Below are 14,812 nucleotides of genomic sequence, written 5' to 3' on the forward strand. Positions count from 1 at the left end.
AATTTAAGGAGATACCCGCATGTTGGATATTGCACAAGACTTGCTGTCGCTGTCGAAAACGACCCTGAACCGTTACCGCCTGAGCGTGCCGTCCTGCCAGACAGAACTGGATGTGGAAAGCTTCACCGGCAGCGAGGCCATGAGCCAGCTTTACCGCTACACCGTGACGTTTACCAGCACGGCTAAAGATATCGATTCCGGAGAATTTCTCCGCCAGCCGGCGACGTTCACCATGAGCACCGGCCCGCTGGCAATCCTGTCAGAACAAAAAGTCGTGCACGGCGTGATCACGGATTTTCGCCGCATCTCAGGCTCTGCTGACCAGGTGCAATATCAGATTACGCTTGAGCCCTTTCTGGCACTGCTCGCAAAGCAGTTTCGTACCCACCGCTTCTTTGTTAACAAATCCGTCCCTGACGTGATTGAACAGGTGCTTTCCGAACACGGCCTTAAAGGCTGGGAATATGAATTTCTGTTGAAACAGACCTACCCGAAACGCGAGCAGATCAACCAGTATCAGGAAAACGATCTGGCCTTTATTGAACGTCTGCTTTCAGAACTGGGGATCTTTTATTTCTTCTCCCTGCAACCCGATGCGCAGACCGAAGTCATCCACTTTGCTGATAAACAAAGCTCTTATCAGTTCGGTAAAACCCTGCCGCTGAACAGCCCGTCCGGGATGAGCGACAGCGGTGCGGATTCCGTCTGGGGAGTGTACATCCAGCACAGCGTGGTTCCGGCAGGCGTCACCAGCAAAGATTACAACCATCGGCAGGCGCAGCAGGTTTTACAGTCTGCCAGAGCAGACATGACGCGCGGAGCAGGCGAAGGCATCACTTACGGCGAGGTGTATCACTATAAACCGCGCCATCCGGAAACGGGCAGCAAAACCGATACGGCCGCTGAAACCGCCAACTTTATGGCGCGCCTCGACCATGAACGCTTTTTGTCGCAGCAAACGATCCTTTCCTTTTTTAGTACCGATGCCACGCTGCAACCCGCGCAGGTGCTGACGATTGCCGACAGTGCGATCCCCTCAACGCTGCCGGAATTGCTGACATCTCCTGTCGTATTGATCTACACCCACTTCAGCGGCAGCCGCAAAGATGCCCTGAAAGTCAGGCTGATGGCGGTACCTTACAGTGAAACCCTGTGCTGGCGCCCTGCTCTGCTGCCGCGTCCCGTGGTCAGCGGCACCCTGATGGCGCGCGTCACCAGCGCCAAGGCCAATGATATCTACGCCTGGCAGGATGTGTCGGGACTGTACCGGGTCAGATTTGATGCCGACCAGGATGACAAAGCGCAGGGACAGGAAAGTATGCCGGTGCGCTTCGCCAAACCTTATGGCGGCGATGAATATGGTATCCACTTCCCGCTGATACAGGGCACGGAAGTCGCAATAGCCTTCCATGACGGGGATCCGGACAGGCCGTATATTGCGCACGCGCTGCATGATTCGCGCCACACGGATCACGTCACGGAGCAAAACAACACCCGTAACGTCATCCGCACGCCGGCCAACAATAAGCTGCGGATGGAAGATAAACGCGCCGAAGAACATATCAAACTCAGCACGGAATACGGCAGCAAGACGCAGCTCAACCTCGGGCATAACGTAGATGCCAGCCGTGCGTTACGCGGTGAAGGTTTTGAACTGCGCACCGATGAATGGGGCGCAGTTCGTGCAGGGAAAGGTATTTTCATCAGCGCCGATGAGCAACCGGCAGCCAGTGGTAAACAACTGGAGATGGACGATGCCATTGCGCAGCTTGAACAGGCGCTGACGCTGGCACGCAGTCTGGCGAAGGTCGCGGAAATAGCCAAAGCCACGCCGGGCGATACAGAAAGCCAGAAAGCGCTCAATGCTTCACTGGAAAAACTGAAAGCCGCGGGCATTCTGATGTCTGCGCCGCAGGGCATCGGTATCGTCAGCCCGAAAGCGGTGCGAGTTGCCTCCGGCAGCCAGAGCGTCGGCGTGATGTCTGGCAGCAATACCGACATCAGCAGCGGCAAGTCCTTCACCGCCGCAGCGGGTGAAAGCGTCAGCCTGTTTGCCCAGAAATCCGGCATGAAGCTCTTCGCCGGGAAAGGGAAAGTCGAGATACAGGCGCAGGGCGACGAATTATCGGCGCTGGCCAAAAACGACATCACCGTGACCAGCACGGAAAGCAGCGTCACTATCACCGCCGCCAAAGAGCTGATCCTGACCTGCGGTGGCGGTTACATCAAACTCAGCGAAGGCAATATTGAAATCGCCGATCCGCAAAACATCCTGTTTAAGTCAGCCAACTGGCAAAAGATGGGACCGGCGAGTTTGAATAAAGTGATGCCTCGGCTGTCAGAGGCCGGAGCCTTTACCGCGCCGCCGCAAACGCTGCATCTGAATGTTCCTCAGGCACCTAATGCTCTGGACACCAGTTGGGCAGGCATGCCTTACTCGCTGTATGCCGATGGCGCAGAAGTGAAAAAAGGCGTACTGGATAAAAGCGGAAAAGTCGATATCGAACACAAGCCGGAAACCCAAAGTTACCGGCTGGAAATGGCGAATGGCATTAACTATCAGATCCCGGTAGTGAGTGCTTATCGCAATCAGGAACAAGGCGAACTGGCGAACCGGGGTTTTCATAACCATACCTCCCAGCCAGACGCTGATATTAACCCGCCAGCCTCACACACTGAGCACCGCATTCTTTATAAAGAACTCCTGGATGGCGCCAGTGATAAGGAAGAGAACTGATGAGTCAAAAGGATATTGTTTCTCCCGTAGCAACTGTTGATACCAATCAGTGCACCATCATTCCACCCTGGTTTGTTCAGAACACCGAATACCCTCCTACTCTTGCGAGTTATGCGCCCCTGGTCAATGGCGAAGAAACTTTCAGGGCAGTGCATGAAGCCATCGCCAATGCACAGAAGACCGTCGATATTATCTGCTGGGGATTCCAGCCATCGATGTATTTTATTCGAAACGGCAAAGAACCTTGTATTGGTGAATTACTGATTAAAATTGCAAAAGAGAAGAAGATAGAGGTTCGCGTTCTGGGTTGGGAGTCACCGTTTAATACTGCCGGAGGATTAGGTGGAGAGTCCAATCAGCCAGGTAAAGGCAGTATCAGGTATGGCGACAAAATTGGGCAAACCGCGACAGATGAGCAATATTTCTATGACCGCCAGTGGTATACCGAGCATTCATACGCTGATGATCTTGAAACATTAAGTTCAAAAATAGATCCGGTGGGTAGCGTATTAGACGTCATGGCGCGTAAAGAGCGCCTTAAAATGATTAAGCCCTTATACGTTGGTCGTGGATTCAACCTGACAGACCGTGCCGAAATTGCTTATCAAGCTGGTTGGAACAGCGCGGATAGCGGTCTATCTTTGACCGCAGCATTCTTTATGACTGTTGCTCCTACTCACCATCAGAAGACTGTTATTGTCGATTACGAATTACCAGAATCCGCCGTCGGCTTTGTGATGGGACATAACATGCTCGATGAATACTGGGACACCGATAAGCATTCGGCACTGATTCGGGGGGACAACGCACCGGCACCCAACTTAGGGCCGCGTGGAAAGTTGCCACGACAAGATATGTCCAGCCGGGTGACAGGGCCAATTCTGGAACAATTGCACGAAAACTTTGCTAAGGCATGGCTAAAGGAAACCGGGCAAGACCTCCTGAAATTACGCAATGCCAAATATATAGGCACACAGCTCAAACCTCGCGCAGATCAGGGTACACCTTTAATGGCGCAACTACTGCGGACTCAGAAGCAGGAAGGGAAAACGGATATTGAAAAGCTTTATCTGAAAACGGTGAATAACGCGACGCAGTCTATCTATATTGAAAACCAGTATTTCCGCTGGCCCCCTCTGGCTGAAGCGATTAAAAGCAATATAACAATCCAAAAGAAAGCCGGACGAATTCCCGAAGATGATGGTTACCTTTATTTGTTCGTAGTGTCTAACGTCACGAAAGAAGGGATTGGCCCTGGCACCGGAAATACGCAACGAATGCTGGAAAGCCTTGGACGCGGGGATACCATTCCGGAGCTCACCAGACTGCGCCGGATAGATGAATATGAAGAAAAAATGAATGAAACGTCGCTCTATCCGGATTTATCAGAAAAAGGCATCGCGGAAGATCTCAGGAAGCGCGCTGAACTCAAAAAGGAAATTGAGGTGATGAAAAATACAGTAGCTAGTGACTTCATGAAACCCATTGACGGCCTGAAAGTGCATATCTGTTCACTGGTCGCAAAGGATTCTCCTGCAGATGCGTGGATGCCAGTTTATATTCACTCCAAACTAATGATTATTAATGATGTTTTCACCACTCATGGCTCAGCTAATATCAACACCCGCAGTATGGAAACGGATAGTGAAATGAATATTGCCCATGACTGGGCCAAAGTGACTAAAAATTTGCGGCGCAGATTATGGAATATGCATACGAGTGGAAGAGGTGTGCAGGATGATCCAGCAGCTGCGTTTAAAGCTTGGGAGCTTCTTCTTGCTGATAATAATGATCTTCAGAAAAATAGACAGAAACCTTCTGCTCCATTGATTAAGTTTCTTTATGATAAAAATATTCTAACGGATCAGGATTAATGCAAAAACTATTATTGCCATTTTGTCTGCTACTGGCAGCGTGTGACCAAAGTGGGGTTTCAACTTCGACAAGACAGGATGTTCCCATGAATTCGCTTTCCACAATTAATACTCGTCTGGTTTTCACCTGCAAACATGAAGCTATCCCAGAGGCTTCTGCCGATACCGATGTCTTATTTAAATACGCCCGCTGGTTGCAGGTAAATAACCAACTTAAAGAAGATAAAGCTGTAGAAGCGCAAACTGAACGGCTGTACCGCATTGCTGCCGAGAACGGCCACTATAAAGCCAATATAAACCTACAAAACGGTGCAATGCGCGGCCAGTTTGATCTCAGTAACAAAGAACAGCTACATATGAGCCAGAAGCTCATTGACGCGAAAGTGGCAACAGGCTACTACTTTATCGCCATTTATCTGGATAACGGGGCTGCGGGATTGCGGCAGGATACCGAGATGGCATTGCGTTATTACCGAAAAGCAGCAGATGAAGGTAACCCCCAAGCTCAGGCGTATCTCGGCGATAAATTGGCTCCAATAGATGTGGCACCAGATATTTCCCGCCAGATGTTCCGCTGTGCTGCGGAGCAAGGTGAGGGTGAGGCAGCAAAAGCCTTAGGGATTAACTTGAAAAACCGTGGCAATTATAATGAAGCCATTAATGTTTTCCAGCTAGGCGTTGCAGCAGGCGATGATATATCTGCTTACTCGTTACAACATGGGTTCAGTGGACCTGATTCTAAAGACAAGCTTTACTATTTAGGCCAGCAAAAAGACTCAGAGCGCGCCAGCCGTTATGAAATAATAAGCGATATACTGAGCCGCTATTCCTACGCCCACCCCACCGTCCCTGAAATCAACGACATCGTCCCTCTTCCACCGACCCCTCTTCCTGCCTGGGATGGCAAGATAAAATGGGTGGAAGATCGAAAAGCGAATATTCCGCCGACCAAACCCAGCGAAGCCCTGATAGAGAAGCTGGCGAAAGACAAACACCTGAACCCGGAAACAGGCAGACCCCTGCCGACTTCACCGGATTTTGATAAAAGTGCCTCAGTAAATCTGCTGTGTAAAACCGGTGAACCTTGTCCGAAAAGCGGTTACTGGCAGATTGCCTGGCTGCCGCGTGAAGGACTCAGCCAGAACGCCATTATCGCGTTCAGAGAGGGCGATATTATGCCCACCGACCGGGTTGAGTTTTGCCGCTCACGCCCCTGGCCGCTCAGCGACAAACTGTTCCATCAGGACCAGCACGTTGACTGGCGCTTTGTAGGTAAAGCGTAATCTCACGCAGTAATCAGCGGTTCAGAGCAGTAAAAACCACGGATGAATTACAGGGATGAACATCATGGTTCGATGTATTAAAGGAAATGCAAATCCGAAGTTTCGCCGCTGGGCGTTGCTCTCTTGCCTGTTGCTGGCCGCCTGCGATCAGAGCAGCATTCAGACCACCGTGAGTGAAGAACCTGCTCTGAATCCGCTTTCCGACATCAATGCCAATTTGGCCTTTACCTGCAAACATGAAACCATTCCTGCAGGTTCTGCCGATACTGATGTGCTATTTAAATACGCCCGCTGGTTACAAAAAAATAATCAGCTTAAACAAGATCCGGCAGTGGATACCGAAACAGAACGCCTTTACCGTATTGCTGCCGAAAACGGCCACTACAAAGCCACTATTAACCTGCAAAATGGCTCGTTACGCGGACAATTTTCCCTCACAGCGGCCGAACATCTTCGCTTCAGCCACCAGTTGATTAAGGCTAATGTTGCCACTGGTTACTACTTCACCGCTATCTATCTGCAAAACGGTGTGGCCGGATTAAAGCAGGACGCTGAGTTGGCGCTTCGTTACTATCGCAAAGCGGCCGATGAGGGTAACCCACAAGCTCAAGCTTATGTAGGAGAAAAACTAGCTCCAGGTAACATGGCACCGGACATTTCCCAACAGATGCGTTATTGCGCTGCTGAACAAGGAGAGGGGATGGCTGCTCGCTATCTTGGAGTGACATTACAAAGTGAAGAACTATTTAAGCAGGCTATAGAAGTGTTTCAATTGGGTGTAGCCGCTGGCGATGAAAATGCTGCAAGCTTTTTATTTAATGGTTTTGCTGGGCCTGAACCTACGAATACTCTGTATTACTTGGGACAGCAAAAAGACCCTGAACGTGCTCGACGCTATAAAGCAATCTTGAAAATACTGTCGGACTATTCTTATGCCCACCCCACGGTCCCTGAAATCAACGATATCGTCCCTCTCCCACCAGCCCCGCTGCCCGCCTGGGATGGTAAGTTGAAATGGCTGGAGGAGCGTGAAGCAAACATTCCGCCGACCAAACCCAGCGAAGCCCTGATAGAAAAGCTGGCGAAAGACAAACAGCTCAATCCGGAAACCGGCAGGCCGCTGCCGACTTCACCGGATTTTGATAAAAGTGCCTCAGTGAATCTGCTGTGTAAAACCGGTGAAGCTTGCCCGAAAAGCGGTTACTGGCAGATTGCATGGTTGCCGCATGAAGGCATCAGCCAGAACGCCATCATCGCGTTCAGAGAGGGCGACATTATGCCCACCGACCGGGTAGAGATTTGTCGCTCACGCCCCTGGCCGCTCAGCGACAAACTGTTCCATCAGGACCAGCACGTTGACTGGCGCTTTGTGGGTGAAGCGTAATCTCACGCAGTAATCAGCGATTCAGAGCAGTAAACCCAAGGATTAATAACAGGGATGAACATCATGGTTCGATGTATTAAAGGAAATGCAAATCCGAAGTTTCGCCGCTGGGCATTGCTCTCCTGCCTGCTGCTGGCCGCCTGCGATCAGAGCAGCATTCAGACCACCGTGAGTAAAGAACCTGCTCTGAATCAGCGTTCCGACATCAATGCTAATTTGGCCTTTACCTGCAAACATGAAACCATCCCGGAATCCTCTGCCGATACCGACGTATTGTTTAAATACGCCCGCTGGTTGCAAAAAAATAATCTGCTGAAACAAGAGAAAACTGTAGATGCCGAAACTGAACGTTTATATCGCATCGCTGCTGAAAATGGTCATTTTAAAGCCAATATTAACTTGCAGAATGGTTCGATCCGTGGGCAGTTTTCTCTCTCAGCAGATGTTACATGAACTAGATCGACAAGTGGGATTATATTAAATGAATATTGATGCTGAAAAGCTAATCAAACAATTGAATAAACCTTATATGGAAATTTATAATAAAGGCTTAATTCCATATAAAACAAAACCTTATGGTCCAGTTGACGAGAATGAGGCTGGGTTAGATATGAAACGAGAAGGTATGCTTTTAGTCTTTATTAATAATCTAGAAAAAATACTTAAAGAAGTAACTCTAAGATTAGAAGACAAAACTAAAACTGACTGGTTATTTCCTAATCAGATGCCGTTTGGTCTGGAACCAGTAATGTCCCAGCAATGGGTGCGGAAACATTTTGGAGCCCCGATGATTTATGTTGATGCAAAGATAGCTATGAATATCTATATGGGAGTGAAGGAAATTTACACCTTGCCAGCACCTGATCAATATATTGCAGCAGCACTTACATTTAATAAAGATCTTTTTGTTAAACGTGTAACCTTCTACCCTATAGAGCGGGCAAAAGAGATTCAGGAAGCATTAGAGAAAAAACGGTTGTCTGGAAAGTGAATATTAATGTTGAAGCGCTGGTAAAGAAATTAGGCAGTCCCTATCAGGAAATTTATGAAAATGGCTTAATCCCCTATAAAACAAAACCATATGGGGCTATCGATGATGATGTTGCTAGATTAGATATGAAACGTGAAGGCATATATTTAGCCTTTATTAATAACGCTGTAAAAAATCTTACTGAAGTGACGATAACATTGGAGGATGAAGGAAAAACCGACTGGCATTTCCCCCATCCAATGCCATTTGGTCTGGAACCAGTGATTACACAGCAATGGGTGCGAGGGCGCTTTGGTTTGCCAATGATTTATGTTGATGCGAAAACTGTTATAACTATTTATAGGGGAGTAAAAGAGTTTTATTCGTTACCGACCCCTAATCAATATATAGTTTCCTCATTTACTTATAATAAATTTTTATTTGTATCGGATATAACTTTCCTCCCGATAAAGAGAGCCAAAGAAATTCAGACAGCATTAGAAAAGAAACGATTGTCTGACAAATGAATATTGATATTGAAATACTAGTAAAGAGAAGTGAAGCGTAATCTCACGCAGTAATCAGCGATTCAGAGCAGTAAACCCAAGGATTAATAACAGGGATGATGAGTTTGAAAATAAATAAAGTGATGGCAATTCATCACCTCAGTAAAACAACCTATTTAAGTGACGATAAAAAAATAACCCATTTTCAGATATAACAAATAAATTCCTCAAGGATTTATATTTTAATGAAAGACCAAACCCTGCGTTATTACGATGCCGAGCTGCGCTATTTGCGTGATGCGGCAAAAGAGTTTGCACAAACTCACCCCGATCGCGCCGCGATGCTTGATCTCGATAAACCCGGTACGCCTGACCCTTATGTTGAACGTCTTTTTGAGGGTTTTGCTTTCTCTATGGGACGGCTGCGCGAGAAAATTGACGACGACCTGCCGGAATTTACCGAAGGGCTGGTGAGCATGTTGTGGCCGCATTATCTGCGCACCATTCCGTCTCTTTCCATTGTGTCGCTGAGTCCGGACGTGCCGTCGATGAAAATGGCAGAAACCGTGCCCGCAGGAATGGAAATCTATTCCCGCCCTGTCGGCCCTAAAAATACTGTGTGCCAGTACCGCACCACGCGCGACATGACGCTTAATCCGCTGGCTGTTTCGAAAGTGGTGATGGCGACGGAGCCGGACGGGCGTTCCGTATTGCGTCTGCGTCTGTCATGCAGCACGCAGACTGACTGGTCGCAGGTTGATTTACGTCGCCTGTGTTTTTATCTGGCTGGCGAAGCATCGGTCAGCAACGCGCTGCATCTGACCCTTACCCGACGTCAGGCGGCGCTGTATATCCGTCTGCCCAATATGGCTGACCGCATCAAACTGGATGGCTGGTTCTCGCCGGGCGGATTTGCGGATGAAGATCTGCTGTGGCCTAAAGGCGAAAGTGCGTTCAGCGGTTATCAGTTACTGCTGGAGTATTTCACCTTCCGCGAAAAATTCATGTTCGTGCATCTTAACGGGCTTGAGTCGGTGACCCTACCCGCAGGCATCGCGTACTTTGATCTCGAAGTGGTTTTTGACAGCCAGTGGCAAAGCGACCTGCCTGTCACCGATGAAGCCATGGCACTGCACTGTGTGCCGGTGATCAACCTTTTCACACTGGAAGCCGATCCGCTGATGGTCAATGGCCTGGAGAATGAATATCTGCTGCGTCCCCGTCGCTTGCAGGACGGGCACACCGAGATTTATTCGGTGGATTCAGTCACCGGTTCGCAGCGCACATCAGATGCAACCTACGTGCCTTTCACCAGTTTCCGTCACCGCGGGGGAATGCAGCGACGCCATGCGCCGGAACGTTATTTCCACACCCGCGTGAAACGTGGTGTGGCCGGGCTGCATGATACCTGGCTGATCCTCGGCGGACAGCAGTGGGAAATGGACAGAGAATTTACGCGCGAAACTGTTTCTCTGAAAATCACCGGTACCAACGGGCAGCTGCCGCGCAAAGCGTTACAAAGTACCCTGCTTGACCGCTGTGAAGCCGTCTTACAGACGCCGCTGAAAGTCCGAAATCTCAGCAAACCGACGCTGCCGTCCTATCCTCCGGCGGAAGATCACTTCCAGTGGCGCGTGCTCAGTCATCTTGGTTCCAGCTATCTCAATCTGATGAGTAACGCAGACGTGTTACGCGGTACGCTTGAGCTTTATAACTGGCAAAGCGATGAGCTGAACAATCGTCGTCTGGATGCCATTCAGCGGGTGCAACATCATCAGATCCAGCGTTTTGAGAAAGGCTTTTTGCTGCGCGGCATTGATATTGAAGTCACGCTGGATGGTAATGGTTTTACCGGCGAAGGTGATATTCACCTGTTCGGGGAAATGCTCAACCGCTTCTTTGCGCTTTACGCTGATATCCATTTATTCAATCAGTTAACCCTTATCGTTCAGCCTGCCGGGAAATGTATCCGATGGAAAGAGAATCACAATCAGCGCCTGCCCGGCTGATCGCACAACTGCACGATAAACTGCCGTACACCCAGTTTTATCGGTTTTGTCAGTTACTGGAGCAGAGCCAGCCAGAGGCTCCTGCGCTGGGCAGCCAGTGGCAGGTCAGACACGATCCGGTGCGTTTTCGTCCTCATCCGGGGATGGGATTTCCGGCCAGCGAGTTTAAACGGGTGGAAATGCCGGAACATCCGCATCTTCCGCCGACCATCCGCACGACGTTTATCGGGCTGTATGGCGTGGAATCACCACTTCCTACGGCTTATATCGATGACATTACCCAGCGGCGCGATGGTTACGAGGCGGTCAGCGATTTTCTGGACATCTTCAACCACCGGCTGACCACCCAGTATTACCGCATCTGGCGTAAGTACTCTTATCCCGCCACGTTTACTCCCGGCGGAACGGACAAAACCTCGAAATATCTGCTGAGCCTTTGCGGGCTGGGCATAGAGGGATGTACTCAGGATATTGCCACGCCGGTTTCCCGCTTTCTGGCACTGACCAGCATGATGCGGCTGCCGACACGCACCAGCGAGGGCATTATCGCTCTGGTTCAGCTGCTGGCACCGGATACACAGGCGCAGATACTGGCGCATGACCGCTGCAATATTCCATTGCGCAAGCAACTGACGATGAGTGCCACCGCACCGGTCAGCATGAACAGCAGCCCGGTGATGGGGCGACAGACCGTCGATGTGAACTGTCAGGTTCTGTTGAAACTGACCACTGAAAATCCGGACGAAGCCCGGGAATGGTTACCCGACGGGCAGTTGTATACCGATTTGCTGGCGTTGTTGCAGGTGTATCTCGGGTCACGACTGCATGTCCGTTTGCAACTGTCGGTGTCACGCGCACTGTTGCCCGATGCGCGACTTTCCTGCCAGCCGGGAAAATCCGGTGTGCTGCTGGGCAGAACCGCGGTGATGCGCAGAGTAAAGCCTGCTCCTGCAGCCCACAATAAAACTGAAATGATCACAATAAATCTGGGCCGCTATCAGCGCGTTCAGGAAAATCTTCACAGAAGGGAAACTGATGAATATGGCGACTACCGCTGGTAAAACCCGTTTTACATTACTGATGCTGGCAATGGTATCCACACTGAGCGGATGCGGGCTGACCCAAACAGTCAGCGACGGCACCGTCGCCATGACTAAATCCATTTTTTACAAGCAAGTAAAAACTCTGCATCTCGATATCACGGCCCGTGACGCCATCAACAATAATGCCACCGGCGCCCCGCTCTCCACTGTGGTGCGTGTCTATCAGTTAAAAGATCGCAAAGTGTTTGACGATACTGATTATCCGTCGTTGTTTGCACAAGACAGTCAGGCGATAAAAGCCGATCTGCTGGAGCAAAAAGATATCCGGATCCGTCCGGGGGCGGCAGTGACAATCGACGTGCCGATGAATGAAAAAGCACAGTATGTTGCGGTCGCCGGAATGTTCCTGTCACCGGATATTACCAACAATACCTGGCGGATCGTGCTGAGCCGCGACGATCTGGATCCTGATAAAGCACGCCAGATTGAGCTGAATAATCAGGGAATGAGTTTGCTGCCGTTGAAGGATAAGTGACATGCCGCAACCCTCACTCTACGAAATGCTGCTCGGCAATTTTGCCGGCGGCCTCGACCTGCATAATGTCAGTGAAGAGAACCAGGTGATCCTCTCCGTGCTCGATAACATGCAGCGCATTCTCAACTGTCGCGCGGGCACCCTCACGCATCTGCCCGATTACGGTCTGCCGGATATGAGTAAAATCTTGCAAGGGATGCCCGGTACCGCGCATTCGCTGCTGACCACGCTTTCCGGCACGTTACTGAAATACGAACCCCGTCTGAGAAAAATCAATGTGATATTGCTGCCCCAGTCCACACCGGGGCATCTCGAATACGCCATCGACGCCGAGCTGAAAGACCTCGGGCTGGTGCGCTTCGGAACTGAGTTTATGCCGGAAGGCCGCGTGCTGATGCGTCATATGAAACAACAGAATTACGTCAGTTAAGGAAAACGATTATGTCTATTGAACGCCAGTTGCGCACCGGTGGTGATCCGCGTGCGCTGGCTGACTACGCCGGTTTGCGCGAAGAGCTGAGTAAATTGACGCATCCGGCGCGTCCGGACGTGGATTGGAAAAAGGTGGAACAGCTGTGCCTGAATCTGTTTCAGCAAAACGGCATCGAGCTGCAAACCGCGTCGTGGTATACGCTGGCCAGAACTCAGCTCGTCGGACTGGCGGGGCTCAATGAAGGTCTGGCGATCATCGAAGCGTTAATCTCCCGGCAGTGGCCCGGACTGTGGCCGCTGCCGGTTCATGCGCGAATGGAGATTCTGACCGGGCTGAGTCAGCGGCTCCAGCAATCGTTGCGCACCATGACGCTGGAATATCGCGATTTACCGGCGATTTATCGGGCTGAAAAGCTGATCACTTCCTTGTGTACTGTGCTGCAACGGCTGGAACTGAAACACGCCAGCCAGTTTGACGTTTTAGGCACGTTTATGCACGGCGCCTCCGTCCGGCTGGAGAATATGCACGCCCCCACCCGTGCTGCCGTCGTGCTACCCACCATGGCGGTTCAGACAGAAACTCAGGGGGAAAACGCGTCTCGTGAACAATGGGTGTATGTCGCACAGGCCGAACCCGCGGAGCCTCAGGTTGTAGTCGTCCCGCCGCTGCCGGTAAAACGCGCAGTCCAGTGGAAGGGTTTTATTGCGGGCGTGGCGATCACCGCGCTGGCGGGATTTGGTCTTCAGGCAGGAATCAATGCGTTCAACCGTCCCCAAGCGGCCATGCAACTGACCGCCGCGCTGCCAGTTCTTCCGAAACCTCTTAGTACGCAATCGCTGGAAACACTGAAATCTGAGCAAGCGGATATGCTCAAACGTGAAGCCCCTGCACTTATCTCAGCAATGCAAAAACAGACTGACCAGTTGGCAAAACTCTCCCCGCACTGGGCGCAGGACACCGGAACGCAACTGGTAAAACAGGCGCAAACCCTGTGGCCGGATAATCCGGCGACTCAGCAACTGGCAAAAAGCTGGACGCAACAGCTGAATGCCAGCGCGGCTCCGCTGGAAAGCCTCGACGGCTGGGATCGCGCCAGTACCCAGTTGCAGCAACTGGCGGATAAATTAAACGGACTGGATGAGCAGCGCGGTAAATACATGACCGTCTCGCAGCTGAAATCTTCCGTGTTTGCTATCCAGCAGGCGCTGAACAGTTCTCCTCCGGTGGAAGAATCGCTGCGTAAACTGGCGCTGGATAAACAGCAAAACAAGGATGTCTCCCCGCAAAGGGCGATGCAGGTGGATAATCAGTTCACGCAGTTACTGAACCGCTACGCATTGCTTATCAGTGCCTTACCTGCTTCATCTGATGAAAGTAGTCAGGGTGATAACTGAAGAACAGCATTGGGGGCAGCATAGCAAAACGGGTCATATTGCCCCCTCACATTACAGAGGACGTATGTCAGCAAAGGAACGGTTTCTAAAAAAGCTGCAAGACAGTCAGCCCCGCAGCGGCTCATTTGATAACAAAGGTCAGGCAGATATCGCGCAGTTCCGGCAACGGATGAGTGAACTTCAGGAAAACATGGAGGAGTGGCTGACGGACACCGGTATAGAAGTTGAAAGCACGACCGTCTCACTGGTTGAGTTTCTGATTGGAGGGAAATCGTTCAGCGTGCCGGGTATTCAGCTTAAATATGACGACCGAAAAGTGAAATTCACGCCGGTCTTTTTGTACGGGCAAGGCGTCACAGGCTGCGTGGAAGCCAGTCTTTGCACGCAAGGAGGCGTGACTGTTTTGTGCCGGTTATTTATGCAGTCTGGCGAAAACAGACAATGGACCTGGCGTCCTGCTAATGCCTTCACCGGACCGGGCGGGATGTTCGGTGAGGACGCCTTTTTTGAACTGGTAGAACGTTTATTGCCATGACGCCTAGGGCGTCATTTTTTTGATGAATGTTATCTTTTGAAATAGCAGCAAGATTCGGGGAACGATGTTGAACCCGCGCTGTCCATCCAGCAGGAAAAGAATATCCATC

General features: G+C 50.6%; 12 protein-coding genes and 1 pseudogene. All 13 read left to right on the forward strand.

What is annotated here, in order from left to right:
• Positions 1 to 19 precede the first annotated feature (19 nt).
• Positions 20 to 2,737, forward strand: a complete 2,718-nt coding sequence (locus D6C13_RS08245; RefSeq protein ID WP_120132303.1) for a type VI secretion system Vgr family protein — start codon at positions 20 to 22, stop codon at positions 2,735 to 2,737.
• On the forward strand, positions 2,737 to 4,611 hold the full coding sequence (locus D6C13_RS08250) for a phospholipase D-like domain-containing protein (RefSeq protein WP_120132304.1): 1,875 nt from the start codon (positions 2,737 to 2,739) through the stop codon (positions 4,609 to 4,611). Before D6C13_RS08245 ends, D6C13_RS08250 begins: the two co-directional genes overlap by 1 nt.
• Entirely contained in the window at positions 4,611 to 5,894 is a 1,284-nt protein-coding gene (locus tag D6C13_RS08255; RefSeq protein WP_120132305.1) for an SEL1-like repeat protein, read from the forward strand. The genes D6C13_RS08250 and D6C13_RS08255 overlap by 1 nt, the downstream gene beginning before the upstream one ends.
• Positions 5,895 to 5,949: 55 nt before the next feature.
• Positions 5,950 to 7,278 (forward strand): SEL1-like repeat protein, encoded by a 1,329-nt coding sequence (locus D6C13_RS08260; protein ID WP_244212654.1) that lies wholly within the window; start codon positions 5,950 to 5,952, stop codon positions 7,276 to 7,278.
• 63 nt (positions 7,279 to 7,341) lie between these two features.
• Positions 7,342 to 7,719, forward strand: a pseudogene (locus D6C13_RS08265) (hypothetical protein); the annotation flags it as partial.
• Positions 7,720 to 7,759: 40 nt separating this feature from the next.
• Positions 7,760 to 8,269, forward strand: coding sequence for a DUF6392 family protein (locus D6C13_RS08270; protein ID WP_120132307.1), 510 nt, complete (start codon positions 7,760 to 7,762; stop codon positions 8,267 to 8,269).
• Positions 8,266 to 8,775, forward strand: a complete 510-nt coding sequence (locus D6C13_RS08275) for a DUF6392 family protein (protein ID WP_167458000.1) — start codon at positions 8,266 to 8,268, stop codon at positions 8,773 to 8,775. Before D6C13_RS08270 ends, D6C13_RS08275 begins: the two co-directional genes overlap by 4 nt.
• 224 nt (positions 8,776 to 8,999) lie before the next feature.
• A complete protein-coding gene (tssF, locus tag D6C13_RS08280) occupies positions 9,000 to 10,763 on the forward strand; it encodes a type VI secretion system baseplate subunit TssF (protein ID WP_120132309.1) in 1,764 nt (587 codons plus the stop codon).
• A complete protein-coding gene (gene tssG / locus D6C13_RS08285) occupies positions 10,727 to 11,824 on the forward strand; it encodes a type VI secretion system baseplate subunit TssG (protein WP_120132310.1) in 1,098 nt (365 codons plus the stop codon). The genes tssF and tssG overlap by 37 nt, the downstream gene beginning before the upstream one ends.
• Positions 11,805 to 12,341: a type VI secretion system lipoprotein TssJ gene (gene tssJ, locus D6C13_RS08290; RefSeq protein WP_279630059.1), complete on the forward strand. Its 537-nt coding sequence runs from the start codon at positions 11,805 to 11,807 to the stop codon at positions 12,339 to 12,341. The genes tssG and tssJ overlap by 20 nt, the downstream gene beginning before the upstream one ends.
• Position 12,342: 1 nt before the next feature.
• Positions 12,343 to 12,771, forward strand: coding sequence for a type VI secretion system baseplate subunit TssE (gene tssE / locus D6C13_RS08295; protein WP_120132311.1), 429 nt, complete (start codon positions 12,343 to 12,345; stop codon positions 12,769 to 12,771).
• Positions 12,772 to 12,782: 11 nt separating this feature from the next.
• Positions 12,783 to 14,168, forward strand: coding sequence for a VasL domain-containing protein (locus tag D6C13_RS08300; RefSeq protein WP_120132312.1), 1,386 nt, complete (start codon positions 12,783 to 12,785; stop codon positions 14,166 to 14,168).
• Positions 14,169 to 14,232: 64 nt separating this feature from the next.
• On the forward strand, positions 14,233 to 14,703 hold the full coding sequence (locus tag D6C13_RS08305) for a hypothetical protein (RefSeq protein ID WP_120132313.1): 471 nt from the start codon (positions 14,233 to 14,235) through the stop codon (positions 14,701 to 14,703).
• The last annotated feature ends 109 nt before the right edge of the window (positions 14,704 to 14,812 follow it).

The organism is Rahnella woolbedingensis (assembly GCF_003602095.1).
GTDB lineage: Bacteria > Pseudomonadota > Gammaproteobacteria > Enterobacterales > Enterobacteriaceae > Rahnella > Rahnella woolbedingensis.

Bases quoted from the DNA above. Each gene is read 5' to 3' on its own strand.
- D6C13_RS08245 (WP_120132303.1), top strand. From the start codon at position 20: ATGTTGGATATTGCACAAGACTTGCTGTCGCTGTCGAAAACGACCCTG.
- D6C13_RS08250 (WP_120132304.1), top strand. From the start codon at position 2,737: ATGAGTCAAAAGGATATTGTTTCTCCCGTAGCAACTGTTGATACCAAT.
- D6C13_RS08255 (WP_120132305.1), top strand. From the start codon at position 4,611: ATGCAAAAACTATTATTGCCATTTTGTCTGCTACTGGCAGCGTGTGAC.
- D6C13_RS08260 (WP_244212654.1), top strand. From the start codon at position 5,950: ATGAACATCATGGTTCGATGTATTAAAGGAAATGCAAATCCGAAGTTT.
- D6C13_RS08270 (WP_120132307.1), top strand. From the start codon at position 7,760: ATGAATATTGATGCTGAAAAGCTAATCAAACAATTGAATAAACCTTAT.
- tssF (WP_120132309.1), top strand. From the start codon at position 9,000: ATGAAAGACCAAACCCTGCGTTATTACGATGCCGAGCTGCGCTATTTG.
- tssG (WP_120132310.1), top strand. From the start codon at position 10,727: ATGGAAAGAGAATCACAATCAGCGCCTGCCCGGCTGATCGCACAACTG.
- tssJ (WP_279630059.1), top strand. From the start codon at position 11,805: ATGGCGACTACCGCTGGTAAAACCCGTTTTACATTACTGATGCTGGCA.
- tssE (WP_120132311.1), top strand. From the start codon at position 12,343: ATGCCGCAACCCTCACTCTACGAAATGCTGCTCGGCAATTTTGCCGGC.
- D6C13_RS08300 (WP_120132312.1), top strand. From the start codon at position 12,783: ATGTCTATTGAACGCCAGTTGCGCACCGGTGGTGATCCGCGTGCGCTG.
- D6C13_RS08305 (WP_120132313.1), top strand. From the start codon at position 14,233: ATGTCAGCAAAGGAACGGTTTCTAAAAAAGCTGCAAGACAGTCAGCCC.